This window comes from Kushneria marisflavi (genome assembly GCF_002157205.1).
GTDB classification, from domain to species: domain Bacteria; phylum Pseudomonadota; class Gammaproteobacteria; order Pseudomonadales; family Halomonadaceae; genus Kushneria; species Kushneria marisflavi.
In genome coordinates, this window is the sequence record NZ_CP021358.1 from 544,543 (window position 1) to 567,751 (window position 23,209).

The window sequence follows — 23,209 nt, forward strand, 5'->3', positions numbered from 1 at the left end:
CGTGACGTTATGATCAGTCTGCTATGGATAGCCTTTCTTGCAATCATCCTGGGTGGCTACGGGCTCTGGCGAGGTTTCTCACGCGACATCTGCCTGTCTGTCATGCTGATTGCCCTGGGCGTTGCAGCCGGTGCATTGATCATCATCAGCAGTGTGGGCAGTTTATTGATGGCAGGAGTACTCGTGGTTGCAAGTCTTGGTGTGTGCCTGCGAGAAGGCATGCGCGAGATACCAAAGCCCCAGCAGGGGCGGGCCCAACGTCAGCCGGCAAGGCCACTGGCCCCCTCGCTCCCCGACTTATGGCAGGCCAATATCAGAATGCGCCGGGCCCCGCGCCAGGGCGCTACCCCGCGAAGGCGTTCACGACAGATCTTCTGATGGCCATTTGACTCATGCCCCCTTTTCGCATCAAACATCGCCTGGCCGCTGCGCCGGGCGATTTTTTCAATGTCTTTCGTTACACCCATCGAGCCTTGCTTCTGGTCTGGCAGACCTCACGTTTGATGATGCTCGGACTGGCTCTGGCCACACTGGTGGCCGGCGTACTGCCAGCCGTCGCCGCCTGGGTCGGTCAGCTGATTGTCGATGGCGTGGTTGCAGCCACCAGACATCAGAGTATCGCCACCGATACGCTCGAGATACTTTCTCCGGTCTTGTGGCTGGTCACACTGGAAGGCGGCATTATCGTAGTAATAGCACTGGCACAGCGACTGCTGGAGGCGCAGCAGTCGCTGTTGCGGGCCCGGCTGGGTCAGAGGGTCAACATGATGATTCTCGACAAGGCCGGCCAGCTCTCGCTGCCGCAGTTCGAGGACTCGGAAATTTATGATCAGCTCACCCGTGCCCGTCGTGAGGCCTCGACCCGGCCCCTGTCGCTGGTCAATCGAACGTTCACCCTGCTGCAAAACCTGATCTCACTGGCAAGCTTCGCCGTGCTGCTGGTGCAATTTTCCCCATGGGCACTGGGCATTATCGCCTTCGGCGCCCTGCCGGTCTTTTTCTCCGAGGCACGCTTTTCCGGTGAGGCCTTTCGCCTGTTCCGCTGGCGCTCGCCGCAAATGCGCGAGCAACGCTATCTGGAGACGCTGCTCGCACGTGAAGACAGTATCCGTGAGGTCAAGCTTTTCGGTCTTGAACCGTTGCTGCGCGAGCGCTACCGCGCCATTTTTGAACGCCTTTACGACGAAGAACGTCGCCTTACCCTGCGGCGCACCATGTGGGGATTCCTACTCGGGCTGCTGGGCACCCTGACCTTCTACGCGGCCTATGGCTGGGTGGTGCTGGAAACCATCATCGGGACACTGACGCTGGGGCAGATGACCATGTATCTGATGGTGTTCAAACAGAGCCAGAGCGCACTGTCAGCCGGTCTTGGTGCCATCAGCGGCATGTATGAGGACAATCTCTATCTGTCCAATCTCTATGAATTTCTCGAACTGCCTGTCGATGCCGAGTACGGCACGCTGACCGAAGGCGCCACACCCGGTGACGGCCTGCGCTTTGAGCACGTCCACTTCGACTACCCTGGTGGCACCACCGCGCTGCACGACATTTCCCTGCACCTGCGCCCCGGCGAGAGCTTGGCGCTGGTGGGGGAAAACGGTTCCGGCAAGACCACCCTGATCAAGCTGTTGACCCGCCTGTATCAGCCGAGCCGCGGGCGTATCCTGCTCGACGGCAGCGATCTGCGTGACTGGAATGTCGTAGCTCTGCGCCGTCGGATCGGGGTGATCTTTCAGGATTTCGTGCGCTATCAGTTTCCGGTCGGAGAGAACCTGGGAGTAGGCAACATTGATGCCTTCGACGACGAACAGCGCTGGCGCGATGCCGCCCATCGCGGACTGGCCGATGGTTTTATCGAACGGCTGCCACAGGGCTATCACACTCAGCTCGGCCGCTGGTTTAAAAATGGTCAGGAGCTTTCCGGCGGCCAATGGCAGCGCATCGCCCTTTCCCGCGCATGGATGCGTGAAAATGCCGATATTCTGGTGCTCGATGAACCCACCGCCGCCATGGATGCCGCCGCCGAGGCAGCGGTATTCGAGCGCTTTCGTCTCTATAGTCGCGACAAGACCGCCATTGTGATCTCGCACCGGTTTTCAACCGTTCGCAGTGCCGATGTCATCGTGGTCATGGAGCATGGCCATGTTATCGAGCGCGGCAGTCATGACGAATTGATGGCGGCTTGCGGCCGCTACGCCGAGTTTTTCGAGCTACAGGCCGCAGGCTATCGCTGATGGCTTCAGGCAGGAGACAAATACCTGAGCTCGCTGGACAAACCGCCTCCATCCAATGGCGAGATATCGGTTTTCGACAGCCTCTGGCAGTATCAGAAGGAGTGCCCTCCACAATAACGTCCTGTTTCAGGAAACAAGAACATGTCCATTGCAGATACCCAGCGACGTGATGCCTTTCGCCGCCGAATCATGGCACGCAACGCCATGTTGATGCCCGGTGCTTTCAACGCCCTGAGCGCTCGAATTGTCGAAGATGCGGGATTTGAAGCGCTCTATCTCACCGGTGCGGGTATCAGCAACATGTCACTGGGCCTCCCTGACATGGGATTTATCGGCCTCAATGAAGTGGCCGAGCATACCGCCCGAGTGCGCGAGGTCGTTGAGCTTCCCATCATGGTAGATGCCGATACCGGCTTCGGTAACGCCCTGAACGTTCGCCATACAGTGCGCACACTCGAGCGCAGCGGTGCAGATGCCATCCAGCTCGAGGATCAGGTGATGCCCAAGAAGTGTGGTCATTTCAACGGCAAGCAGGTCGTGACGACACAGGAGATGGTCGGCAGGATCAAGGCAGCCGTCGATAGCCGACAGGATGACCACCTTCAGATTGTCGCCCGTACTGACGCCGCAGCGGTCCACGGCATTGAACACGCCATCGAGCGCGCACATCAATTTACCGAGGCAGGGGCAGATATCCTGTTTATCGAAGCCACCGAGTCGCTGGAAGATATTCGACGCCTGCCGGCCCTTTTTGAGGTACCCCTGCTGATCAACCTCGTGATCGGTGGTAAAACCCCCACCCTTGACCGTGATGCGCTTGACCAACTGGGCTACGCCGTCGTGCTTTATGCCAATGCAGCGTTACAAAGTGCCGTTTGCGGCATGCAAAGGGCCCTGCCCCAACTGCTCAAAAATGGCCGGCTCGATGAAGACCCGCAGCTGGTGGCCTCATTCAGCGAACGGCAGCGGTTGGTGAACAAGGCCCTTTTTGACGATCTGGAAGCGCGCTATTCAGGTCACGACGAATAAGATCGTCACTCAACGTTGCCAGGGCTTGAACCATTCAAGTCCGGCGGCGGTTTCGCTACGGGGCTTGTACTCACAGCCCAGCCAGCCGTCAAAACCGACTCGATCAAGCTGCTCGAACAGCCAAGCGTAATTGACCTCGCCAGTATCGGGCTCATGACGCTCGGGCACGCCGGCAATCTGGATATGGCCTACCCCTTCGCGATACTCCTCAAAGGTGGTCCAGATATCACCGTCCATGATCTGGGTGTGATAGAAATCCATCTGCACCCGAATGTTGGGCTCCCCGAGGGTCTCGATCACCTCATGCGCTTCATGCTGATGATTGATGAAATAGCCTGGCATATCGCGGCTATTGATCGGCTCGAGCAACAGCATGATGCCCTCCTCCTGCATCCGGCGCGCGGCAAAGCGAAGGTTGTCCAGATAAGTGTCGTGCATGGCCGCAAGGTCTGCCCCTTCGCCGGCGACGCCGGCCATGGCATGTACTCTCGGACAGTTCAGCGTGCGCGCGTACTGGATAGCCGTCTCGACGCTGTCACGAAACTCGCGCTCGCGTCCGGGCAATGCGGCAAGACCGCGCTCGCCCGCTTCCCAGTCACCCGCCGGCAGATTGAACAGCACCTGCTTCAGGTTATGGCGCTTGAGCTCACGGGCAATATCGTCGGCCGCAAAGGCGTAGGGAAAAAGATATTCGACCGCTTCAAAGCCCTGCCCTGCGGCCTGTTCAAAGCGCTGCATAAAGGAGACTTCGTTGAACATCATGGTCAGGTTGGCAGCAAAACGCGGCATGAGGATTCCTTCAGATAAAAAGGGGCAGTCGACAGGCCCCGGTGCCCACGGTCACCGGGGAAGAGACCATGATTACCAGCGGGCACCGAACTGCTGGCGCAGGCCCTCGATCTGCGACTCATCAAGGGTATTGATCTGCTGATCCTTGAGCAGCAAAAACAGACGCGCGGTCTCTTCAAGCTCCTCAATGGCATTGCGCGCCGCCTCCAGCGTTTTGCCAGCCACGACCGGGCCGTGATTGGCAAGCAGCACGGCGCTGTAATCGGGGGCGTATTCACGTACCGCCGCGCCCATCGCCGGGTCACCGGGCTGGAAATAGGGCAGCAAGGGCAGACGGCCGACCCGCATCACAAAATAGGGCGTGATCGGTGGAAGGCACGAGCGCTCGTCCAGCCCGCGCAGGCAGGAAACCGCCGAGGCGTAGGTCGAATGCAGGTGGATGACGCCACCGGCTTCCTCACGTGACTCATAGAAGGCGCGATGGAGAAAGGACTCCTTGGTCGGCGGCTTGCCGGAGAGCAGATTGCCGTCCCAGTCGAGCATCGAGATCTCGGCCGGGTCCAGCGCACCAAGACTCGCATTGGTGGGCGTCATCAGCCAGCCGCCCTCGCATTTGGCGCTGATGTTGCCGGAAGTCCCGGGCGCCATGCCGAGCTGGCGAAAGGCGCGCCCGATCTCGCTGATCTCCTCGCGCAGACGGTTTTCTTCACTATGGGTATTGATGTGGCTCATGGCGTTGTCTCCCAGGCCCTGGTCATGAAATCCTCACCGCCAAAATTACCGGATTTGAGCGCCAGCGAAAGCCGTTCGTCAGTGCCCAGCGTCACCGTCCAGGGCACGCCCGGATCAATACTCGGCCCAATCTGAAGGCCTTTCACCTCAAGAGCACTGACCACAGCGCCCGAGCTTTCGCCCCCGGCGACCAGCAGGCGGCGAACGCCCAGCTCGCTGACCAGTGCCTTTGCGATCTCCCCCAGCGCGCGCTCAACGAGTTCACCGGCTGCCTGCACGCCCAGCATCTCCTGCGCCTTTTTGACATTGTCAGGGGAGGCACTGGCATAGATCAGCACGGGGGACCGATCGAGATGCTTTCGCGCCAGAGCGAGCGCTTCGGCCACCTGATCCTGATAATTTTCGGCAAGGGTTAGTGCATCAAGGCGGTAATGAGGATAGTGCGCCTTTGCATGCTCGATCTGGGCCAGCGTCGCCCGTGAGCAGCTGCCGCTGAGAATGGCCTCGGAACCGGGGGTGGCGGGAAGCGCGGCGGCGTCTCCACCAGTCAGCTGATCGCCCCAGCGCGCCCCCAGGCCAAGCGCCAGACCGGAGCCGGCCGTCACCAGCCTCAGATCGCGGCAGGCCTCACCCAGCGTTTCCAGATCACACTGTTCGATGGCATCAAGCACCGCCACCCTGACATCGTCTGCCTTGAGCGCCTCAAAGCGGTTTCGCACGGCATCGCTACCCTGACGCACGCAGTCAATATTCACCAGCCCAACCCGGTGTCGGGTCTGGCTGCCCATCACACGCACCAGATTGGCATCGGTCATCGGCGTGAGGGGGTGATCCTGCATGCCGCTTTCATTGAGCGGTACACCACCGGCAAACAGATAACCGTTATAGACCGTGCGGCGATTGGCCGGCAACGCCGGGCAGGCGACGGTAAAGGACACTTCGAGCGCGGCCATCAGTGCCTCGGTAACCGGGCCGATGTTGCCTTCAGGGGTAGAGTCAAAGGTGGAGCAGTACTTGAAATAAAACTGCTCGCAGCCGCGCGCCTGTAACCATTCAAGCGCCGCCAGCGACTGTGAGATCGCCTCCTCGGCAGGGATGGTGCGGCTTTTGAGCGCCACCACCACAGCATCAACCTCGGCCAGTTCTTCGGCCAGCCCTTCATCGGGGATACCGATGGTCTGTACGGTACGCATCCCGATACTGACCAGCTGGCTGGCCAGATCAGTGGCACCGGTAAAATCATCTGCAATACAACCCAGCAATGGCATGGGGAAACTCCGTACTGGCGTTGGTAGAATCAGTCGTTGGCCGCCTGCGTCGGCAGATCAATCCCCGGGAAAATACGCACTACACCCGCGTCATCCTCACGGCCAAAGCCCATGGAAGAGGCCTGGCTGAACATGGTCAGCGCCTGGGCGGTCATCGGTAGCGGGAAACGCCCAGCGCGGGCGGTGTCGTGCACCAGCCCCAGATCCTTGACGAAAATATCGACGGCCGAGCGCGGCGTATAATCGCCATCAAGAATATGCGGCACGCGGTTTTCAAACATCCAGGAGTTACCCGCGCTTTTGGTAATCACTTCATAGAGCGTTTGCGGGTCACAGCCGCTTTTGATGCCGTAAGCCATGGCCTCGGCAGCTGCCGCGATATGTACGCCCGCCAGCAATTGATTGACCAGCTTGACCTGTGACCCCTGCCCCGGCGCCTCGCCCAGACGAAAGATGGTGGCTGCGATGGCATCCAGCGTCGGCTGGGCACGCTCAAACACTTCTGATGGACCGGAAGCCATCAACGTCAGCTCACCGGCTGCGGATTTGACCGCGCCACCCGAAATGGGGATATCGAGATAGTCGATCCCCTTTTCCTTTAGCTCGGCCGCCAGCGCGATGACATCGTCCGGCGCCGCCGTGGCACACCCCACCACGATACTGCCAGAGCTCAGAGTCGAGGCCAGCCCATGGCTTCCCAGCAACACCTCGCGCATCTGAGCGGCATTGACCACCACCAGAAAGACGATGTCGACCTGGCGCCCCATCTCGGCGGGGTTGGCAACCGGCCTGCCACCCTCGGCGGCCAGTCGTTCAAGGGCACCTGCATTGATATCGCAGCCCTGGGTGTCGAACCCACCGCGGATCAGCGAGCTCGCCATGCCCATTCCCATCGATCCCAGTCCGATAACCCCTGCTCTGAGCCTGTGTGCCATGCCTTGACTCCCTTGAAACCAGTTCATGATGAAATTAATCCTGACCGCCATCGCGCGCGTGCTCGAATGCTTCGATCAACGACGGCGGGATATCACTCAGGCGCCTGCGGGCCTGATCCATATGCCACCACGCCGCCTGACGCGCGGCGTCGCCATCGCCGCTGGCGATGGCCTCGATCATGGCGTCATGCTCGCTGATGACCTCGGCAACAAAGGTGTCACGCCGTGCTTCGTTGCTTCGGGTCAGGCTGATGGCCTGATGCAAAAACCGGTTATAAAAATCCAGAACGGTGATGAAGTACTCATTGTTCGAGGCCTCGGCGATGGCACGATGAAAGGCGAGATCCTGCTCTACGCCCGACTCACCGGCTTCCACGGCCTCATCGATATCCACCATCGCATTGCGCAGTCTTCGAAGCTGCGCCCGCGAGCAGCGCGTAGCGGCGTGAAAGGCCGCTTCGCCTTCCAGCGCACGACGCAGTTCCAGCAGATGCAGTACCGAGGCCAGCGAACCCCCGGGCAGTGCCTGCACCAGCGACACTGTCGGCGCCTCGGCCACAAAAGTGCCACTGCCCCGCCTTGAAACGACAAGACCGGCATTGCGCAGCATGGAAATGGCTTCGCGGACCACGGAGCGGCTGACCTCATGACGCTCCCCCAGCGCTGCTTCGGTAGGCAGGCGCTGTCCGGCTTTCAACTTTCCGGTATGGATGGCACGAGTCAGTACGCCCGCCACCTGCTCGGCAAGGCCCGGCCCTCTCTCCGACAGGTGACGGTCAGACGGCGAATCAACCATGTCGTGTACGCCTCCGTATCAGATGCGGTCCTGCGAAAAATAACGCCAGAGCGCCGGATGTTCGACCAATGACCATATTGCTCCGCTCAATAGTTGTCAGACAACATTACAAAAAAAGGGGCAACACTCAATACCCCCTTTGAATGATATCGCTCGACGCACTCGCGCGGTGCGCTCGGCCCTGTCGAGCCAGGGTCAGGATTTTCCAGAAAACAATTCGACACACCAGACAAGGAAGCAGCCCATGCACATCATCATTACTGGCGGCGCAGGATTTCTGGGCGCACGACTGGCCGCGAAACTGCTCGCTCAGGGAACACTTGCAGGACAGCCCATCAGCCATGTCACCAGCCTTGATCTGGCGCCATGCCCGATCGATGACGAGCGCATTGATTCAGTAGTGGGTGATATCAGTGACCCATCGGTGATCGAACGTGCCTTTCGCGAGGACACCATTGCCGTGTGCCATTTGGCAGCGATTGTCAGCTCTCACGCTGAAGCGGAATTCGATGAGGGGATGCAGGTCAATTTCGATGCCACACGGTCACTGCTTGAAGCCTGCCGACATCGCGGTGATCACATTCGATTTTTGTTCAGCAGTTCACTGGCGGTGTTCGGCCCGGGTATGCCCTCTCCGCTGAACGAACAGACAGCCCCGCAGCCGCGCTCGTCCTACGGCACTCAAAAGGCCATGAGTGAGCTATTGGTCAATGACTACAGCCGCCGCGGTTTCATCGACGGCCGGATCTGTCGACTGCCCACTATCGTGGTACGCCCCGGCCGCCCCAACCGGGCTGCTTCCTCCTTTGCCAGTTCCATCATCCGGGAGCCGCTGGGAGGTGAAGAAGCGATTTGTCCGATCGACCCGGAATTTGCCATCTGGATCTGCTCGCCGGAAACCATCATCAATAACCTTGCCCATGCGCTGTCACTTGATACCGAGCGAATGGAGGTCTGTCGCACCATCAATCTCCCCGGCATGTCGATTGAGGTTCGCGAAATGATCGAAAGCCTTGAGCGTGTGGCAGGAAATGACGCCAGCGCGCGCATTCGCTACGAGCGTGACCCGCAGATCGAAGCCATCGTTTATAGCTGGGCGCCGCTTTTTGATAACCGCTACGCCCTGTCACTGGGCTTTGATGTCGACGAGAACTTTGACGACATCGTTCGCGCCCATCAGCACCACATGGCCAGCCAGTAAACGCGATCACTTTGGACCAAACGGCCTTCTCTGGAAGGCCATCCACTTCTTTTCCGGGAATCTACCGTCATGACAGAGGCCACCACTGCGGGACCACAGGTCATCATTGGCCTGGGCATTGCCATCTTTGTGATGATCTTTCTGGTGCTGAAAACTCGGGTACACGCGCTATTGGCACTGGTCGCTGCGGCCTCGCTTGCCGGTTTGATCGGTGGCATGCCGGCCAACGATGTTATCGGTGCCATAACCACCGGCTTCGGCGCAACGCTTGCCACCATCGGTCTGGTGATCGGGTTTGGTGTGATGATGGGCCGTATTCTGGAAGTCTCCGGTGCCGGCCAGCGACTGGCCCGGACCATCCTGCGCCTGCTGGGCAAGGAGCGAGAAGACTGGGCCATGGCGCTGACCGGTTATATCGTCTCGATCCCGATCTTTTGTGATTCTGCCTATGTCATTCTCAACCCGCTGGTGCGAGCACTGTCGCGCAGCAGTGGTCGTTCGCTGCTGACTCTCGGGATCGCGCTGGGTTCAGGGTTGATCGTAACCCACAGCGCCGTTCCCCCCACCCCGGGTCCGCTGGGCGTTGCGGGAATCTTCGGAATCGATATTGGTCTGATGATTGCCTGGGGGATCGTGTTTACCGCACCGGCACTGATCGTCATGGTGCTGTACGCCCGTTTCATGGGCCCCCGCATCGAAGCCATGATCGAGCGCGATACCGGCCAGAGCCTGAGCCCTGTTGATGACGCTTCAACCCAGCTGCCCCAGCTCGGCGAGCACGAGCTGCCCTCACTAATGCGCTCCATTCTGCCCATTGCACTGCCGATCGGTCTGATCTTTCTCAATACGCTGTTTGGTGCGCTGGCAAGCCTGAGTGACAGTGTGGATGTTGCAAACTCCCTGATTGGCCAGCTGATTACCTTCTTTGGTAATCCGGTCATCGCCGTGGGTATTGGTGTATTGGTGGCGGTCTATGGACTGGTCCCCAAAATGCCGCGCGAAGAGGTACTGACTCATCTGGAGAAGGGCGTGGAAAGTGCCGGTATCATTTTGCTGGTCACCGGCGCCGGCGGCGCTCTGGGAGCAGTATTACGGGCCAGCGGCGCCGGCGATTACATCGGCGCACAGGTAGCCTCTCTGGCCCTGCCGGCGTTTCTGATTCCTTTCATCATTGCGACACTGGTGCGCTTTGCACAGGGAAGCGGTACGGTATCGATGATCACGGGCGCCTCAATTTCAGCCCCCATTCTGGCGGCCATACCGGACGTCAACATGGTACTCGCGGCGCAGGCGGCCTGCCTTGGAGCACTGTTTTTCAGCTATTTCAACGACAGTTATTTCTGGGTGGTCAATCGGATGCTGGGCGTTAAAAATGCCAAGCACCAGCTACTGGTGGTCTCGGTGCCGACAACGCTTGGCTGGGCCACGGCGCTTGCAGGGCTCTTTATCGCCAATGCCCTGATGGGATAACGCTATCCGGAACACCGTTCATGCGTTGATGGCCTATGCTTGGGGCAGGCCCGCGTTTCATCAACAAGGAGAACTTTCATGACACAGCGCATCTGTGACTGCACCTACTGTGAATGCGTCGTTCCTGATACAGCACCCGAGGTCAACGGCAAGGTGTATTGCTGTGAGGCCTGCGCCACCTCTCATCCGGACAACCAGCCCTGTCAGGACAGCCAATGTGACTGTCATCGCCGAAACTGGGGCGGTATCAAGACGTGACACCAGCCACCAATCGGTACCGGCAATGCAAAGGCCCGCTTCCATGGAAGCGGGCCTTTTTCAATGCAGTGTGCGCGGTCGGCACCGTCTATCCATCAGGACGAGCTGGGCGCTTTTCCCTTCTTGTTGACCACTTCTTCAAGCAGTTCCTCGGCTTCACTTTTGGGCTTGTCTTCAAGCTCTTTTTGCAGATCGGCGTATTGGCCACGTACCGTATTGCACGATGAGCAAAACACCTTGTCCGTAGGATTTCGCACTTCTGACAGGCGGACACTATGACTGCCGCATTCCGGACACGGCGTTGGCATTCTCATCTCTTCAGACAGATCACCCATGTCAATCTCCTGTATCAGACGTTAGGAAATACAAGAAACCCGGCCGCGATGGACCGGGTCATCTGAACTCAGGCGTCTATTAATTAATGCGCTTGAGTGTCAGATTGTCGCTGGAATCGATACGTGAATAATTTCGATCCAGCAAACGCATGTCGCCGTTGCCCACTGGCAGCAGGTTATAGATGGTGTTGCCCTGCCCGTTTTTCAGTTCATACACCAGTGGGTAGCTGTTGGGACCCACATTTTCCTTGATCAGCACCTGACCCTTGGTTTCCAGTGGCTTCTGGCTCTGACCTAGACGTGTGCTGTCCAGCGTGAAGCTCGCACCAGTGTCGTTCTGATTGCGAATTTCAAGATTGGTCTTGATTCCGGCACAGTCAGCACAGGGCAGTGTGCCCTGATAACGGCCATCAGCCTGCGCATAGGGTGATTGATTTTTCACATCGTTGCCGGAACAACCCGCCAGTCCGATAACAGATGCAAGTACTGCAGTAGTAGCGATACCCTTGAACGTCATTTCGAATGCTCCTTTTCGAAAACAGGCAATTTTTAGCCTAGGCAAGAATTTAACCGTGCGCCAATTTAACCTGTGCCCTCTAGTTTTCAGCACAGCAGCCAGGTTTTATATCCGCCAGAATATTAGTACACCATCACGATGAGGGTGACATGAAACGCAATTTTTTATCGGTATTTCTGCTAATAGGCACCTGTCTTTCAGGTGGCGCTGCGATGGCAGAAACTGAAGCCATGCCTACCGCACCATTTACCGAAACGCTCGACAACATGCTCAAGGATGAGAGACTGGTCGGCTATGACATTCGCTCGCTGACCGCCAGTGATATTGATGTGGAACTAACGTACTCGGGGGATCATCACTACAGTGATGCGGAACTTGAGCCGTTCAACAATGGTGTCTGCTACGCCCTGTTGAAAACAGCCGTCAATACCGGGCTAAGGCCGTTTACCGGCCATACCGACATCCGCTGCCAGGCCGTGCAGCGAAGTGGAGAGCGTGCCGAAGCCAGCGTGTTGGGCACCAGCCGCTACCAGCGTGACAGTGATGACTTTGTCTATCATTCAGCTCGCTGAGGGCGTAGTACCACACCATAATGTATAGGCAGCGAACAATTCCCGGCCGCCACCCGAAGTGCCACTCAGGGAGTTCGACCAGGCCTGACCATAGACCGCGATACCCGGCGGTAATGATTCAGATCTGATCAAGCACTTTCGGGGGCCGGCTACCTTCATGGAGACACCTCTCATGGCAGAAGCTATCAGCAATACCCTTCAACTGCTGCGTGATCTCATGTCGCTGTTCACCTGAGATCATTTATGGGCAACAGTTCAAGAAGCGCAATTAATAAACCAAAGCAATAATTGGGGTCATTTTATGGCCAATGCCGGAGAGTGCCCTTTTTTATACCAATGCTATGGCACGTCCCCTCCTGGGTGAATAACCTGATCAGGTGGAAGGACCCACATTGTGCATGAAGCACTTGAAGCAGGGACTGCTTTCACAGGCATGGAAGCTGACCGCGGTTACTGTCCCCGGACGGTAACCGCGATTTTTTGAAGCCGTAAACCTTCCTTTCGTGAACGGCTTATTCGACGCCGTCTTGATCATGCTGGTACCCCTGCAGACCATTCGGCTTTTCCAGCACTGTTATTGCCTGCTCGTTCAATCATAATGGTACGTCACGATAGCCTTGCATCGGGCTATGCCAAGCCATACCTGTCAGAACGGCAGATGCCGGAGCTTAAAAGTCATGCTGAGTCATGTCATGGTAGGAAGTACTGACCTTGCACAAGCCAGAGAGTTTTATGATCCACTACTGGACTGCATTGGTCTTTATCGCCATGAAGACGATGAGATGGATCATAAATGGCTATGCTACGCCGCCCCGCAGGAGAACATTCTGTTTCTTGTCTGTAGCCCGTTTGATCAACAGGTTGCCACTGCCGGTAACGGCACGATGATTGCCTTCAAGGCGCACAGCCATGACATCGTCGATCAGTTTTACGCGACTGGCATGGCATTGGGCGCTACCGACGAAGGAGCTCCTGCCCTGAGGTCGCAGTATCACGACTATTTTTATGGTGCCTACCTGCGTGACCCCGACGGCAACAAGCTCTGCTGTGTGTGTCATGATCGTTTCAAAGGCAATGAACAGGAATAGGTTAGCGTGAGAGCTGGCACAGGATCAGATTGAAGAGCTTTTTATTGCACGGAATGAGTATGCAACTGCCTGGTAGTCATCATGGTAGAAACGTAGTCTCTATACCGGAGCCCTCAGAAAAAATCTGTTTACCTGGTAAAGCGCAACGTGCCCTATTTTCTTTTGTAGCTCAGTCAAAGCTTGATACAACGGCTGTCGTGAAGCTTCGAGCCCGCCGTGCAGTCATGGCGGACTCGAACTAAGTGAACAGAAGAACCCCCTCCTGGGCTTCTCTACAGTTTAAAGCTCGCGGGGTTATCCCAGATGCTCTTTTCTTTAGCGAAGGCCGGGTTATCGTCGGTAATCTCTCGTTCGCCGATCAGTTGCATCCAGGAATCGATGTCGGCGCTGCTGATTTTGCCATCCGACCCATCCTGCTTGTGCAAGGTATCCAGCAGGGCAAAAAACTCTTCGTTCTCAAGCAGGAAGTCGGCAGCGTCTTTTTCCGACTGAGAGGAATCGTATTTACCTTCAGAGATGTCTTCGAGGTCGTCCCTGCTGACGATATCATCGCCACCTTTCAAGCCTGTCCAATTGCTGCCGCCGTCCCCCTTGCCCCAATTGGTCAAAACCGTATCGATAATCTCCTTGTTCTCCTGATAGAATTCCTGACCGTGAATGTTGAGCTGCATCTGGTCCTTATCAAAATCGAAGAAGAAGTCATCGACGTTGCCGTTCTCACGGATCTCCTGGGTGAATTTCTCGTACTGCTCCGGCTGCGCTTCCCAAGCCGCCATGTCCTCGGGGAACCACTCCTTGAACAAGGGATCGGGCTCCTTGTCGTTATCGCCAGCGTGCATCATGTCCTTGAAGCCGTAGCTGGAGTTGATCAGATAGTTGAACTTCTCGCCCCAATCATCCTCCGTCACGCCATCCTCGGCGAACTGCTCAAACTGGTCGCGTATCTTGCCTTCAGTCTCGGCGCCTTTCTTTTGAGCCATGACGGCGTTGAGGATCAGACTAGCGATACCAACCCCTAGTCCGATGAGATTGCCGATGGGACCGGCCGCGCGCAGTCCCGCGCCAAGCCCTGTAAGCACGCGGGAAGCCGTTTGCAGTGACGCCCCAATCTCGGCGGCACCGCCAATGGTGAAGAACGACCCAGAAACCACACCGGTCGAGCTGGCAGCAAACTCCATCGGGGTGCCGCCGTTTTTGATGAGTTTATCGAGGCCAATACCTGCGACAACGGTATCGAGAATGCCGCCAGCGAAGTCGGTCATGTAGGCCAAACCCTTGAGTGCCGGCCCGATGAGCGCCTTCTTCTTGCTGCCTACATCGCCATCGTCGCTGGTGCCTCCAAGGCGGTCAGGCGACGTGCCCCCTTGAGTGCGCTCGCCGTTGGTCATGACGTCAGCTGTGGCGTCCAGTGTTTGATTCATGGACTGCAGGGCAGCCTTCGAGGATTCACCGTTGGCGGGGTCGAAGCGCTGATGAAGATCATCCGCATGGCTGTCAAGATCGTCCAGAGCGTCGCTCAGACCGGTCGGGCGTGATCCATCACTTGGGGGGCGAACGTCGTTAAGCCGGCCAGCCATATCATCCAGTCGCTCGAGCTGCCGAGTTCGGTCGGTATCCGTTAGCGAGGGGTCATTGGTGATCGATTCTCGAATGTTTTGATGTTTTTCCATCATGGCATCGAACAGCTTACCGGCATTCTCAGGCATCCTGCCCTTGCCCTTGCCATCGGCGTCCAGCATCTGACGATATTCCCCTACCGAGCGGTCGAAATCGTCGATCTGGCTATACAGCACCTCATTGGGAGTGGCGTTGGTCGAAAATTCGCTTAAATGGCTTTGGGCATCATAAAAGATATCCTCAAGTGCAGTAACGAAGGTCTCTCGAGAGTTCGTTGATGACGTATTGCTTTTGGCTGCCTCAAGACTGTCGATATCACTCTTAAGACGATCGATGCCGTCCTGAATACGCGCCTGCTCCTCGCTGCCGATACCAGCTTCCCCTTGAGCAAGGGATGACACTTCATCGAGTTGCGCATTGGCATCTCGAATCACCTCATCAATGCGCTGCTCAAGCTGTCCCTGGCTTGCGCCGGGATCATTGGCAAGTGTTTCAAGCTCGATGAGACTTGAATTTACGCTGTTTAAGCGCTCTCTTGCTTCTGATCCCGGGTTCATCAGAGATGTATTGTTCGAAGAATCCGCACCGCCATTGAACTTGTCGGGAAAGCGCTCGTGCACAACGTCACCCATCTCCTTGTCAAGCCCGAGCGCATGGGTAATGTCAGTGGTACCAAACAGTTTCGCCAATCGGCTGCCATCATCCAGTTTCGATCCTGCCGCATCGGCAAGGCCCTTGAGTGCGAAAGGCGTAGTACCGATAAAGACCAGCATACCGCGGGCAACAGTCATGCGCTCTTCGGCCGTATCACCAAAATCGTCGCCTGAACGGCGATAGATGGCATTGGAAAGTGCCGCCATGCCGCCAATCGCAAACATGGTGTTCGAAGCCATCAGACTTTGAAACTGGGTTCTAAGCGAACTCTGCATACTGGTGCGCTGGCTGTCACTCAACTCGACGATGGGCGGCTGGCCATCGCGACTGGTGGTCATGTTGCGAAGTTGTTCACCCACATTTTTCATGACATCGCGCATGAGAGACGAATCCTTCAGCGCCGTCTCCATGTTGCTTCCGCTCATCGCTGCCGTTTTGATGATTTCCTTGAGGCCGGAGGCGATCGCCATGATTTTTGTGAACTGCAGCTTTTCATCTGCTGACAGGTTGGACGGTACCGAGCCCTTTGGATCGGTCTTGCCGCTAGAAAGCACATCGTTTACCGCGTTCCAGACGCCATTGGTCGTTTGAATACCAAAGGTGCCGTAGGTAATGCTGGTGAGTATCGTTGGCACCATGTCGGCGGCGACCTGCTCCGCGGCTTCTTCGCTCTCCGGCGATATATCGCCACTCTCGTATTCGGCGTCGATGTCGCTGAGCTCTCCCTCTACCCCCCTGGCGGTACTGGCTGCCGTGATGCTGCCGCGAGCCTCGGCTGCACGCTCTGGATCAAGCGCCTGCAGCGTGTTCAGATCATTGTTCAGACGGGTGGCAGCTTCGTCACCGAAACCCTTGTCGCGCAGATCCTCGACGGCATCGAGATAATCCGTGCCCTTGTCGCCGGTCAGCGAGTCGTAGATCCTGTCGGCCAGCCCATCACGATCCTTGATCTTGCTCTGGGCTTCACTCATCGCCTCCTCGGTAAATTTGGCGATTTCCTCATCGCCGAGTAGCTTCGCAAGCTCTATACCGAGATTTTCCTCATGAATTAGACCACGCAGGTCGGCCGGGTCCATGCCTTGGGTATCGCTGGCGTAATAAGTCCAGTCGCCACCATGATTGACTGTCATATAAGGAAGGTATTGAAAGCTTCCGTTATCCAGTTGGGTCTTGAGTTCGAGCAGTCGGGCATATTTCTTGAAGTTCTCGTTGTCCGAATTTTCCGCTTTTTCTTCGAGCTTCTCCATGTAGAGTTCAGTGACCGTTTTGGCCTCACCATCGTCGTTCTCGACGGTGGTCTCCTGGCCCATCAGGTTGGTCTCTTCCGACCTAGGCAGGTCGTGATCGGTAAACACATCGTCGATGACACTCTCGCTCGAAGTCTGCTGGAAGCTGGAAGCAGCCTCAAAATGCTCCGGTGTCACTCCCTTGGAGACAATGAATTTTTCTCCATCGACCTCGACCAGCTTGAGTCCTTCGATGACATCGCCGTGCTCATCGGTGGCGTTTTTCACGCTGTCACCGCTGCCCAGCACGGGTATATCCTCATCGGCGGAACGCAGCTGGTAACCGTCGCCCTCGAGCTCGTGAATCCTGTCCCAGGTCTTATGAGCTTCGGAGACCGTTTTGAACAGATCTGGCGTCAAAGCTTTTGAGACCACGACGTCGCGACCGTCATGGGTGGTAAAGCGAATGACGTCGTCCCGCGCATCGGTCTGCCAACTGAAGTTTTTAAAGTCGTTTAACTCAGGCGCTTCGGTATCGGCGCCGGCGATGATGGCGCCATCGTTCACTGCACCATCGATGGCGGACTGATGCTCAGCGTTACCGCCCAGAGTCGCGTACTGCTCGCTCAGGTAGTCGTAGAGTTCCGGATTGTCGCTGCGCGCGACGACGAACTTCTCGCTGTCATGCTCGTAGCGAATCACTTCCGGACCCATCTCTCCGGGTGCGCCGACTTCGGTGTTGTAGTAGGGCGGCGGAGTGGCGTCGCCGCGGAGACGTTCGTAGCCATCCGCCTCGCTTTTATTGATGCCAATCAGGCTTTCATAATCCTTCTTGATGGCAGCGAAGAGCTCTGGGTTGGCGCGCTCGGCAACCACGACCCGGGCACCGTTCTGCATCTCATAGCGGATGATACCCTTGGCCACTTCGTCGGGCGGGCCAATGAAGCGGTAGTCGCTTAGCTTGCCGGGAGGCTCGGCATCCAGCGGCAATACCCCGTAGCCATCCTCCCCGCTCTGATTGAGCGCGGTCATCTGCGCGGCATCCTGCTTGACCGTCTCGAACAGCGCCGGCGTGGCGTGGCGGTCGACCTCAACAGTCTTTCCACCCTTTGTTTCATAACGAATTCGGCTATCGCCGGTGGTCACAATCTGCTTGTAGTCATCGAGATTTTTCGGCGCTTTTGTAGAGGAATCGGCAAGCTTTTCGGAGCCGGGACCGCTGTCATCGGATTTGAGAGACTTCTGATTTAGATTGATGGACCTGACAAGCGTCGATATCCAACCCTCTGGATGACGCTCGAGAACCTCTGGACCAGCAGTTTCAGATAAGCGGGATGACTGCTTTGGCGTAATTCCTCCAGACATGGGGGGAGCCTCCTGGTTTGTTTTTTTGATGCCTTCTAACGCTGAAATCGACCGATTTTCAAAAATGAATTAACAAAAGAACCTTTTCTTTAACTGGATATATTTCACGCACCTTTTCCAAAAGGCGCTCAAGATCATGGCTGGCATAAAAGACAATTTTTCAAGCCAAACCCAAAAAGCATCAGAATATCGACAACTCCTTTAAACAGGCTTCACGCTAGAGCCCAAGTCCATTGCAAAACTTTTGTCAATCATCAGAAAGAACTATCTCAAGTCAGAAGTGAGAGCTATTAAATTCATTATTTTTTATAATCAACCTTCAGACATTGATAATACTTAAAACTCGTAGCCGGCAGCCGAAGGTTGGGTAATATTATGACCCCAACCATGGACCGGTTGTTCGTAACAATTCAACTGCATAATTCGAAGTAATTATTAAACTTACGTAATATTTATAAATATAATTGTTAATGATGGTATCATTTCTATTTTTAACAACTGCCACTATTTGCTAGTTTCAATTCGGGCTTGGGCCGGCGCTGTCGATCGTTATTAAACAATGACAGGCAATTCTTTTGACCATACTCTTTTGATATCATGTAAATATTTAACATTAAAAAATACCGATAGAACATCCCCAGAAGATCTGGATGGTTTTTGTTTTTTAACAAACGAAATGAAACATTAACGCAATAAACGTTACTTTGATGACATCGCTTTGTCATGACCTGCCCCCTAGTATCGATTTGTCGACAGCACGCGGCCTTCCAGATTCACGCCATTTGCTGTTACAGCTGAAAGCAATCATGAATTACTCATACATATCTTCTGTAGGAGCACGACATGTCTGATGCACCCGCCATTGATCCGACAAGTTCTAACACTTCTTCCGATGCAGCGATTTCGCAGCTGAAAGAAGTATTTAATGAAGCCATTGCAAAATCTGCCGAAATCACGAAAGTCACAACCGAAAAGAAGACCGAGCTTGATGCGACAAAACAGCGTCCGCAGAACTAAGCAATGGCTTCTGATCGCGGACGTTTGTCGTCCGCGATCTCTTTTTTAAAGCGCGATCCCTATTTACAGCGTCTGACACATCCCATGGTTCCAGTGGTGGATCGGGTTGGTCCTTGGCACAGTCAACGACAATATTCAGGGGAGCAACGCATGAGTCCGCCAGCGCCTTCAACGCCCTCAATTCGACATCATGCCATGACGCTTGAAGTCGTCACCGGCCTTCATCGCGGCGCAATCATCGAACTGGAAAGCGGTACATGTCGAATTGGCACCGACGATACGTCTGATGTATGGCTTGGTGATCCCGATATCGCACCAGTACATGTCGTATTACGTTTTCATGGACGCCAGATGGCTGTGGAAGCTATAGGTGGAGACGTTTCGGTCAATGGCCGCATCATCGCTCAAGGCACCGGCGTTCGTAGTGAATTACCGGCATGTATCGACTTTGCTGACGTCTCTATGCGTATCACGCCTCCGCCGACCCGATCATTCATGCCTCGTTTGCCTCGTTTTCCGGTTGTCTGGCATAAAACGGCCAGCCGTCTGGTGCCTTTCGTGGCACTAAGCACCACTATCGGGGTATTGATCGTTTACGAATTCATTGGCGCCAATCAGGCAGATGCCAACATTGGCCCATCTGCAGCACCTGTCACACTGGATAATCAGACAATCGATAGCGCTCGTCAGATAGGTGCTGTTTCTCGACAGGATGCTTCGCAAGCGCTGAAAGCGCGTCTGAGTCAGGCCGGCCTACACCTCAATGTCGGTCAACAAGAAAACTACCTGAGCGTCTCAGGTGAATACACGCCCGACCAGGCAGGCACCTGGCAGCAGATCCAGCACTGGTTCGATCGTCGTTATGGCAGCGAGCAGATGCTTCTCAATGAAGCGCAACTCAAGCCAGAGGCCGAGGCCCCAGACCTGCAGTTGCGCGCGGTCTGGCTGGGGGATAATCCCTATGTGATCGATGACAGAGGTGAGCGTCTTTACCCGGGAGCTTCTCTTTCTTCGGGATGGATCATCTCGTCAATCAATGATGATCGTGTACTGCTGAGCCGCGGCGATACCCGGTATGCATTGACACATTGAGCCGCGCTCACAATGAAGATTAACCATGATATTCCATTGGGCGGTGACAGCCTTCGAGGCCTCGGCACTCAAGCGCCAGAGCGAAGAGGAGATGATCTCGACGTTCGAACCGATGGCGCCTTTGACGATGCAGTGCTCGAGGCACGATCGCGCCAGACGCTTCGTCCGCCATTAAGCCAGCGTCTTGAAACCCTGGCAGCACCTGCGCCAGTCGATGTCAGCAGTTTTACCAATGATCGCAGCATCGACCTGCTCCGGCATGTTCTGGATCACGTCCTGCCCAGACTGGAAGATGATGATGCGCAGGCAACAGCCAAAACAATTCTTGAAGAAGAAATTGGTTGGCGGGAAGCCTGGCAAGCCCGGCTTGATGATCTTTCCAGTGCATTTCCCGGTAGCGAAAATGACGACCAGGAGAATTCATGAACCGGAACGATGATCGCGACGCCATTGATCTCATGCATTTGATGGGACACCTCTATCTAAAGAGTGGTCAGACACAGCGAGGCATGGTTTTACTGCTGATCGCTGTCCGCATGGCACCAAGGCATACGGGTATTTTACGTGCGCTATGCCACGGTTTTCTGGCCGAGGGCAATGCACGTCGTGCGCTCAATATCATCGAACATCTGGAAGCGCTCAGCGAAGCCGATCCGACGCTATCGCTATTGAAAAGCCGCGCGCATCTGGTCAGTGATGATCGCGATCTGGCCAGACAGTCCTACCGCGAATACATTACGCAAAAAGACACCCATGACAGGCAACACGAGAGCCACTCCCGGAGTTTTTTGCACCATGAATGATGTCCTGTCACGTCTTAATCGTCTGGCCCAGAAAGCCTCTCAAAGAAGTGATGTGGTGATCGCGGCGTTCATGATTCTGGCCGTTGTCATGATGATCATTCCACTGCCAACAGCGCTGGTCGACATGTTGATTGGTATCAATATCGGCGTCAGCCTGCTGATTCTTGTGGTTGCTTTCTACATATCCCATCCGGTTGAGTTCTCCTCTCTCCCACCGATCATCCTGCTTGCGACCTTGTTTCGGCTGGCGCTATCGATCACCACGACACGTCTGATCCTGCTTGAAGCGGATGCCGGCCAGATCGTCGAGGCGTTCGGCAATTTTGTGATTGCTGGAGAAGTGGTTATTGGCATGGTGGTGTTTCTCATCATTACCGTCGCCCAGTTTCTGGTCATTACCAAGGGTTCTGAACGCGTTGCCGAGGTTGCCGCGCGTTTTACACTTGATGCGATGCCCGGAAAGCAGATGAGCATCGACAACGATGCGCGAAATGGAGATATCGATACGCAGGAGGCACGTCGACGCCGTACTCGCCTTGAAAGTGAAAGCCAGCTTTACGGTGCCATGGATGGGGCGATGAAGTTCGTCAAGGGTGACGCCATCGCAGGTCTGGTCATCTTGTTCGTCAATCTGATTGGCGGACTGATGATTGGCATGCTTGAGCACAACATGGCGTTTGGGGAAGCCGTAGAAACCTATTCGTTATTGACCGTCGGGGATGGTCTGATTGCACAGATCCCCGCATTACTGATCTCGATTGGTGCAGGTACTGTTGTTACCCGTGTGAGTTCGGATAATGCAAGCGATCTGGGCAGTGAGATCGTCGGTCAGCTCGGCAGCAACAGCAAGGCGCTCGGATTGACCGCTACAGTGCTCTTCTGCGCTGCATTTATCCCGGGGTTTGCCACTGGTGTTTTCCTGTCACTTGCGGCCTTGATGGGCGCAGGTGCCTTTCTGCTACGTCGTCGTCAACGTCGTCAGGAAGAGGCTGACTCCGCAGATCCGGCTCTGGACGACTCGATCGACGAGACATCACAGGCTTCACCCCACCTCCCTTCCATATCGGACACCACGCTGACCGCACAAGAAGGAGATATCCGACATTATCGGGTCACGGTGTCTCTGGGAGCTTCTCTGGCCGAAAATCTTTCCCAGGAAATTTTGCGTGAAGGACTGCAAAACACTCGCGAGCGGGTTGGAAGGCGTCTTGGCATTTCGATTCCTGCCGTTGGAATGCGCATGGAACCAGGACTTGGCAATCGCTATTTCGCCATCGAAATTGACGAAGTGCCCGTATTGCGCAACGAGCTTCCAGAGTCATCACTGCTGCTCGACGACGATGCCACCCTGCTGGAGGTAGTCGAACTTTCTGCCTGGGATCAACCTGCGCTGGCTGGACGCGGCACATGGCAGTGGTTGCCCGACAGCGCAGCTGAAAAGCTTGATGAAGCCGGCATACGCTATCTTCTCATGAGCCAGGTTCTGGAACGTTGCCTTGAGCGAACACTGAATCGCTACGCTGGCGAGTTTCTTGGTATTCAGGAAACGCGCGGGCTGCTCTCCGAAATGGAGCAGGACTATGCCGAACTGGTCAGCGAAGCAATTCGTGTGGTGTCGCTACACAGGATGGCTGAAATACTGCGTCGGCTGGTGGGGGAAGGTGTGCCCATTCGCGCCATGCGGACCATCCTTGAGGCGATGGTAACCTGGGGTGGTCAGGAAACGGATAGTGCCCGGCTGGCAGATCGCATCCGCATTGCTCTGGCTCGACAGATCTGCCATCTATACGCCCGCGATGATCGGGTTTTACCCGCATGGGTAGCGACTCGGTCGCTTGAAGAAGCGCTTCGGACTACCCAGCGCCGGACACAGGATCAGCCGCTGCGCAGCGGCCTGCCGTCCCCTCTTTCTCAGGCACTGAACACCTGGTTTCAGCAGCAACTGAAAGCTATAGATTCCGATCTTCACCCCATTGTGGTAATCACACAGGATGTTCGCGCGACCCTTCAACGATGGGTGCATCAGCAGGAACTGGACGTACCCGTTATTGCCTGGCAGGAAATTGCGCCGGAGTTTCATCTGCAAGCCATCTCTCAGATGCGCTTGCCAAAGCCGGCTTCACCCAGAAACGCACAATCCGAAGTCAGCGGCTAATGCGATCATGGGAAGTTGCGCAATCAGACAGGATTGCTTCAAAAACAATGCTT

At 56.0% G+C, this 23,209-nt stretch carries 21 protein-coding genes; 13 read left to right on the forward strand and 8 right to left on the reverse strand.

Features of this window, described 5'->3' with window-relative positions; all coding sequences use genetic code 11:
- Positions 1-9 precede the first annotated feature (9 nt).
- The 3 genes from B9H00_RS02525 to B9H00_RS02535 all read left to right on the forward strand — a co-directional run bounded on the left by B9H00_RS02525 (position 10) and on the right by B9H00_RS02535 (position 3,266).
- Positions 10-378 carry a hypothetical protein gene (locus tag B9H00_RS02525; RefSeq protein ID WP_086899340.1) on the forward strand — a complete coding sequence of 123 codons (369 nt, stop codon included), beginning with the start codon at positions 10-12 and terminating at the stop codon, positions 376-378.
- A 14-nt stretch (positions 379-392) separates the two neighbouring features.
- Complete coding sequence (locus B9H00_RS02530; RefSeq protein WP_086899341.1) at positions 393-2,237, forward strand: ABC transporter ATP-binding protein; 1,845 nt, start codon at positions 393-395, stop codon at positions 2,235-2,237.
- Positions 2,238-2,378: 141 nt separating this feature from the next.
- Positions 2,379-3,266, forward strand: coding sequence for an isocitrate lyase/PEP mutase family protein (locus B9H00_RS02535; protein ID WP_086899342.1), 888 nt, complete (start codon positions 2,379-2,381; stop codon positions 3,264-3,266).
- A gap of 9 nt (positions 3,267-3,275) precedes the next feature.
- Here the strand turns inward: B9H00_RS02535 and otnI are convergent, their stop codons facing one another.
- The 5 genes from otnI to B9H00_RS02560 all read right to left on the reverse strand — a co-directional run bounded on the left by otnI (position 3,276) and on the right by B9H00_RS02560 (position 7,786).
- A complete protein-coding gene (gene otnI / locus B9H00_RS02540) occupies positions 3,276-4,055 on the reverse strand; it encodes a 2-oxo-tetronate isomerase (protein WP_086899343.1) in 780 nt (259 codons plus the stop codon).
- A gap of 72 nt (positions 4,056-4,127) precedes the next feature.
- A complete protein-coding gene (otnC, locus tag B9H00_RS02545) occupies positions 4,128-4,787 on the reverse strand; it encodes a 3-oxo-tetronate 4-phosphate decarboxylase (protein ID WP_086899344.1) in 660 nt (219 codons plus the stop codon).
- On the reverse strand, positions 4,784-6,055 hold the full coding sequence (gene otnK / locus B9H00_RS02550) for a 3-oxo-tetronate kinase (RefSeq protein WP_086899345.1): 1,272 nt from the start codon (positions 6,053-6,055) through the stop codon (positions 4,784-4,786). Before otnK ends, otnC begins: the two co-directional genes overlap by 4 nt.
- Positions 6,056-6,084: 29 nt before the next feature.
- Complete coding sequence (gene ltnD, locus B9H00_RS02555; RefSeq protein ID WP_086901659.1) at positions 6,085-6,990, reverse strand: L-threonate dehydrogenase; 906 nt, start codon at positions 6,988-6,990, stop codon at positions 6,085-6,087.
- A 34-nt stretch (positions 6,991-7,024) separates the two neighbouring features.
- Complete coding sequence (locus B9H00_RS02560) at positions 7,025-7,786, reverse strand: FadR/GntR family transcriptional regulator (RefSeq protein WP_086899346.1); 762 nt, start codon at positions 7,784-7,786, stop codon at positions 7,025-7,027.
- A 244-nt stretch (positions 7,787-8,030) separates the two neighbouring features.
- Here B9H00_RS02560 and denD point away from each other — a divergent pair, with 244 nt between their 5' ends.
- The 3 genes from denD to B9H00_RS02575 all read left to right on the forward strand — a co-directional run bounded on the left by denD (position 8,031) and on the right by B9H00_RS02575 (position 10,715).
- Positions 8,031-8,987 (forward strand): D-erythronate dehydrogenase, encoded by a 957-nt coding sequence (denD, locus tag B9H00_RS02565; RefSeq protein WP_086899347.1) that lies wholly within the window; start codon positions 8,031-8,033, stop codon positions 8,985-8,987.
- A 69-nt stretch (positions 8,988-9,056) separates the two neighbouring features.
- Positions 9,057-10,457: a GntP family permease gene (locus tag B9H00_RS02570; RefSeq protein WP_086899348.1), complete on the forward strand. Its 1,401-nt coding sequence runs from the start codon at positions 9,057-9,059 to the stop codon at positions 10,455-10,457.
- Between the two features lie 78 nt (positions 10,458-10,535).
- Positions 10,536-10,715 carry a hypothetical protein gene (locus B9H00_RS02575; RefSeq protein WP_086622439.1) on the forward strand — a complete coding sequence of 60 codons (180 nt, stop codon included), beginning with the start codon at positions 10,536-10,538 and terminating at the stop codon, positions 10,713-10,715.
- 95 nt (positions 10,716-10,810) lie between these two features.
- Here B9H00_RS02575 and B9H00_RS02580 read toward each other — a convergent pair whose 3' ends face one another.
- Together B9H00_RS02580 and B9H00_RS02585 are read right to left on the reverse strand one after the other, a co-directional pair.
- Positions 10,811-11,050, reverse strand: a complete 240-nt coding sequence (locus B9H00_RS02580) for a hypothetical protein (protein WP_086899349.1) — start codon at positions 11,048-11,050, stop codon at positions 10,811-10,813.
- Positions 11,051-11,129: 79 nt separating this feature from the next.
- Positions 11,130-11,567 carry a copper resistance protein NlpE N-terminal domain-containing protein gene (locus B9H00_RS02585; RefSeq protein ID WP_086899350.1) on the reverse strand — a complete coding sequence of 146 codons (438 nt, stop codon included), beginning with the start codon at positions 11,565-11,567 and terminating at the stop codon, positions 11,130-11,132.
- A gap of 212 nt (positions 11,568-11,779) precedes the next feature.
- Here B9H00_RS02585 and B9H00_RS02590 point away from each other — a divergent pair, with 212 nt between their 5' ends.
- Together B9H00_RS02590 and B9H00_RS02595 are read left to right on the forward strand one after the other, a co-directional pair.
- Entirely contained in the window at positions 11,780-12,139 is a 360-nt protein-coding gene (locus B9H00_RS02590; protein WP_147376532.1) for a hypothetical protein, read from the forward strand.
- 692 nt (positions 12,140-12,831) lie between these two features.
- Entirely contained in the window at positions 12,832-13,227 is a 396-nt protein-coding gene (locus B9H00_RS02595; protein WP_211329552.1) for a VOC family protein, read from the forward strand.
- A gap of 272 nt (positions 13,228-13,499) precedes the next feature.
- On the opposite strand, the gene B9H00_RS02600 is transcribed toward B9H00_RS02595, so the two are convergent.
- Positions 13,500-18,089, reverse strand: a complete 4,590-nt coding sequence (locus B9H00_RS02600) for a hypothetical protein (RefSeq protein WP_086899353.1) — start codon at positions 18,087-18,089, stop codon at positions 13,500-13,502.
- 843 nt (positions 18,090-18,932) lie between these two features.
- Here B9H00_RS02600 and B9H00_RS16865 point away from each other — a divergent pair.
- From B9H00_RS16865 to sctV, 5 genes are read left to right on the forward strand one after another with little or no spacing between them, the layout of a single operon-like run.
- Positions 18,933-19,106 (forward strand): hypothetical protein, encoded by a 174-nt coding sequence (locus B9H00_RS16865; protein WP_169713415.1) that lies wholly within the window; start codon positions 18,933-18,935, stop codon positions 19,104-19,106.
- 3 nt (positions 19,107-19,109) lie between these two features.
- On the forward strand, positions 19,110-20,198 hold the full coding sequence (locus B9H00_RS02605; RefSeq protein WP_086899354.1) for a SctD/MshK family protein: 1,089 nt from the start codon (positions 19,110-19,112) through the stop codon (positions 20,196-20,198).
- Positions 20,199-20,210: 12 nt separating this feature from the next.
- Positions 20,211-20,624, forward strand: coding sequence for a hypothetical protein (locus B9H00_RS02610; RefSeq protein WP_147376533.1), 414 nt, complete (start codon positions 20,211-20,213; stop codon positions 20,622-20,624).
- Positions 20,621-21,001, forward strand: a complete 381-nt coding sequence (locus B9H00_RS02615; RefSeq protein WP_086899356.1) for a tetratricopeptide repeat protein — start codon at positions 20,621-20,623, stop codon at positions 20,999-21,001. The genes B9H00_RS02610 and B9H00_RS02615 overlap by 4 nt, the downstream gene beginning before the upstream one ends.
- The gene (gene sctV / locus B9H00_RS02620; RefSeq protein ID WP_086899357.1) at positions 20,994-23,156 is read left to right on the forward strand and encodes a type III secretion system export apparatus subunit SctV; all 2,163 of its coding nucleotides are present in this window, start codon (positions 20,994-20,996) and stop codon (positions 23,154-23,156) included. The genes B9H00_RS02615 and sctV overlap by 8 nt, the downstream gene beginning before the upstream one ends.
- Positions 23,157-23,209: the final 53 nt, after the last annotated feature.

Excerpts from the sequence above, each read along its gene's own strand:
- denD (WP_086899347.1), top strand. The coding sequence starts at position 8,031 with ATGCACATCATCATTACTGGCGGCGCAGGATTTCTGGGCGCACGACTG.
- B9H00_RS02615 (WP_086899356.1), top strand. The coding sequence starts at position 20,621 with ATGAACCGGAACGATGATCGCGACGCCATTGATCTCATGCATTTGATG.
- B9H00_RS02600 (WP_086899353.1), bottom strand. The coding sequence starts at position 18,089 with ATGTCTGGAGGAATTACGCCAAAGCAGTCATCCCGCTTATCTGAAACT.
- sctV (WP_086899357.1), top strand. The coding sequence starts at position 20,994 with ATGAATGATGTCCTGTCACGTCTTAATCGTCTGGCCCAGAAAGCCTCT.
- B9H00_RS02535 (WP_086899342.1), top strand. The coding sequence starts at position 2,379 with ATGTCCATTGCAGATACCCAGCGACGTGATGCCTTTCGCCGCCGAATC.
- B9H00_RS02560 (WP_086899346.1), bottom strand. The coding sequence starts at position 7,786 with ATGGTTGATTCGCCGTCTGACCGTCACCTGTCGGAGAGAGGGCCGGGC.
- B9H00_RS02580 (WP_086899349.1), bottom strand. The coding sequence starts at position 11,050 with ATGGGTGATCTGTCTGAAGAGATGAGAATGCCAACGCCGTGTCCGGAA.
- B9H00_RS02605 (WP_086899354.1), top strand. The coding sequence starts at position 19,110 with ATGGCTTCTGATCGCGGACGTTTGTCGTCCGCGATCTCTTTTTTAAAG.
- otnK (WP_086899345.1), bottom strand. The coding sequence starts at position 6,055 with ATGCCATTGCTGGGTTGTATTGCAGATGATTTTACCGGTGCCACTGAT.
- B9H00_RS02530 (WP_086899341.1), top strand. The coding sequence starts at position 393 with ATGCCCCCTTTTCGCATCAAACATCGCCTGGCCGCTGCGCCGGGCGAT.
- otnI (WP_086899343.1), bottom strand. The coding sequence starts at position 4,055 with ATGCCGCGTTTTGCTGCCAACCTGACCATGATGTTCAACGAAGTCTCC.
- B9H00_RS02585 (WP_086899350.1), bottom strand. The coding sequence starts at position 11,567 with ATGACGTTCAAGGGTATCGCTACTACTGCAGTACTTGCATCTGTTATC.
- B9H00_RS02575 (WP_086622439.1), top strand. The coding sequence starts at position 10,536 with ATGACACAGCGCATCTGTGACTGCACCTACTGTGAATGCGTCGTTCCT.
- B9H00_RS02610 (WP_147376533.1), top strand. The coding sequence starts at position 20,211 with ATGAAGATTAACCATGATATTCCATTGGGCGGTGACAGCCTTCGAGGC.
- B9H00_RS02595 (WP_211329552.1), top strand. The coding sequence starts at position 12,832 with ATGGTAGGAAGTACTGACCTTGCACAAGCCAGAGAGTTTTATGATCCA.
- B9H00_RS02590 (WP_147376532.1), top strand. The coding sequence starts at position 11,780 with ATGGCAGAAACTGAAGCCATGCCTACCGCACCATTTACCGAAACGCTC.
- B9H00_RS16865 (WP_169713415.1), top strand. The coding sequence starts at position 18,933 with ATGTCTGATGCACCCGCCATTGATCCGACAAGTTCTAACACTTCTTCC.
- otnC (WP_086899344.1), bottom strand. The coding sequence starts at position 4,787 with ATGAGCCACATCAATACCCATAGTGAAGAAAACCGTCTGCGCGAGGAG.
- B9H00_RS02570 (WP_086899348.1), top strand. The coding sequence starts at position 9,057 with ATGACAGAGGCCACCACTGCGGGACCACAGGTCATCATTGGCCTGGGC.
- B9H00_RS02525 (WP_086899340.1), top strand. The coding sequence starts at position 10 with ATGATCAGTCTGCTATGGATAGCCTTTCTTGCAATCATCCTGGGTGGC.
- ltnD (WP_086901659.1), bottom strand. The coding sequence starts at position 6,990 with ATGGCACACAGGCTCAGAGCAGGGGTTATCGGACTGGGATCGATGGGA.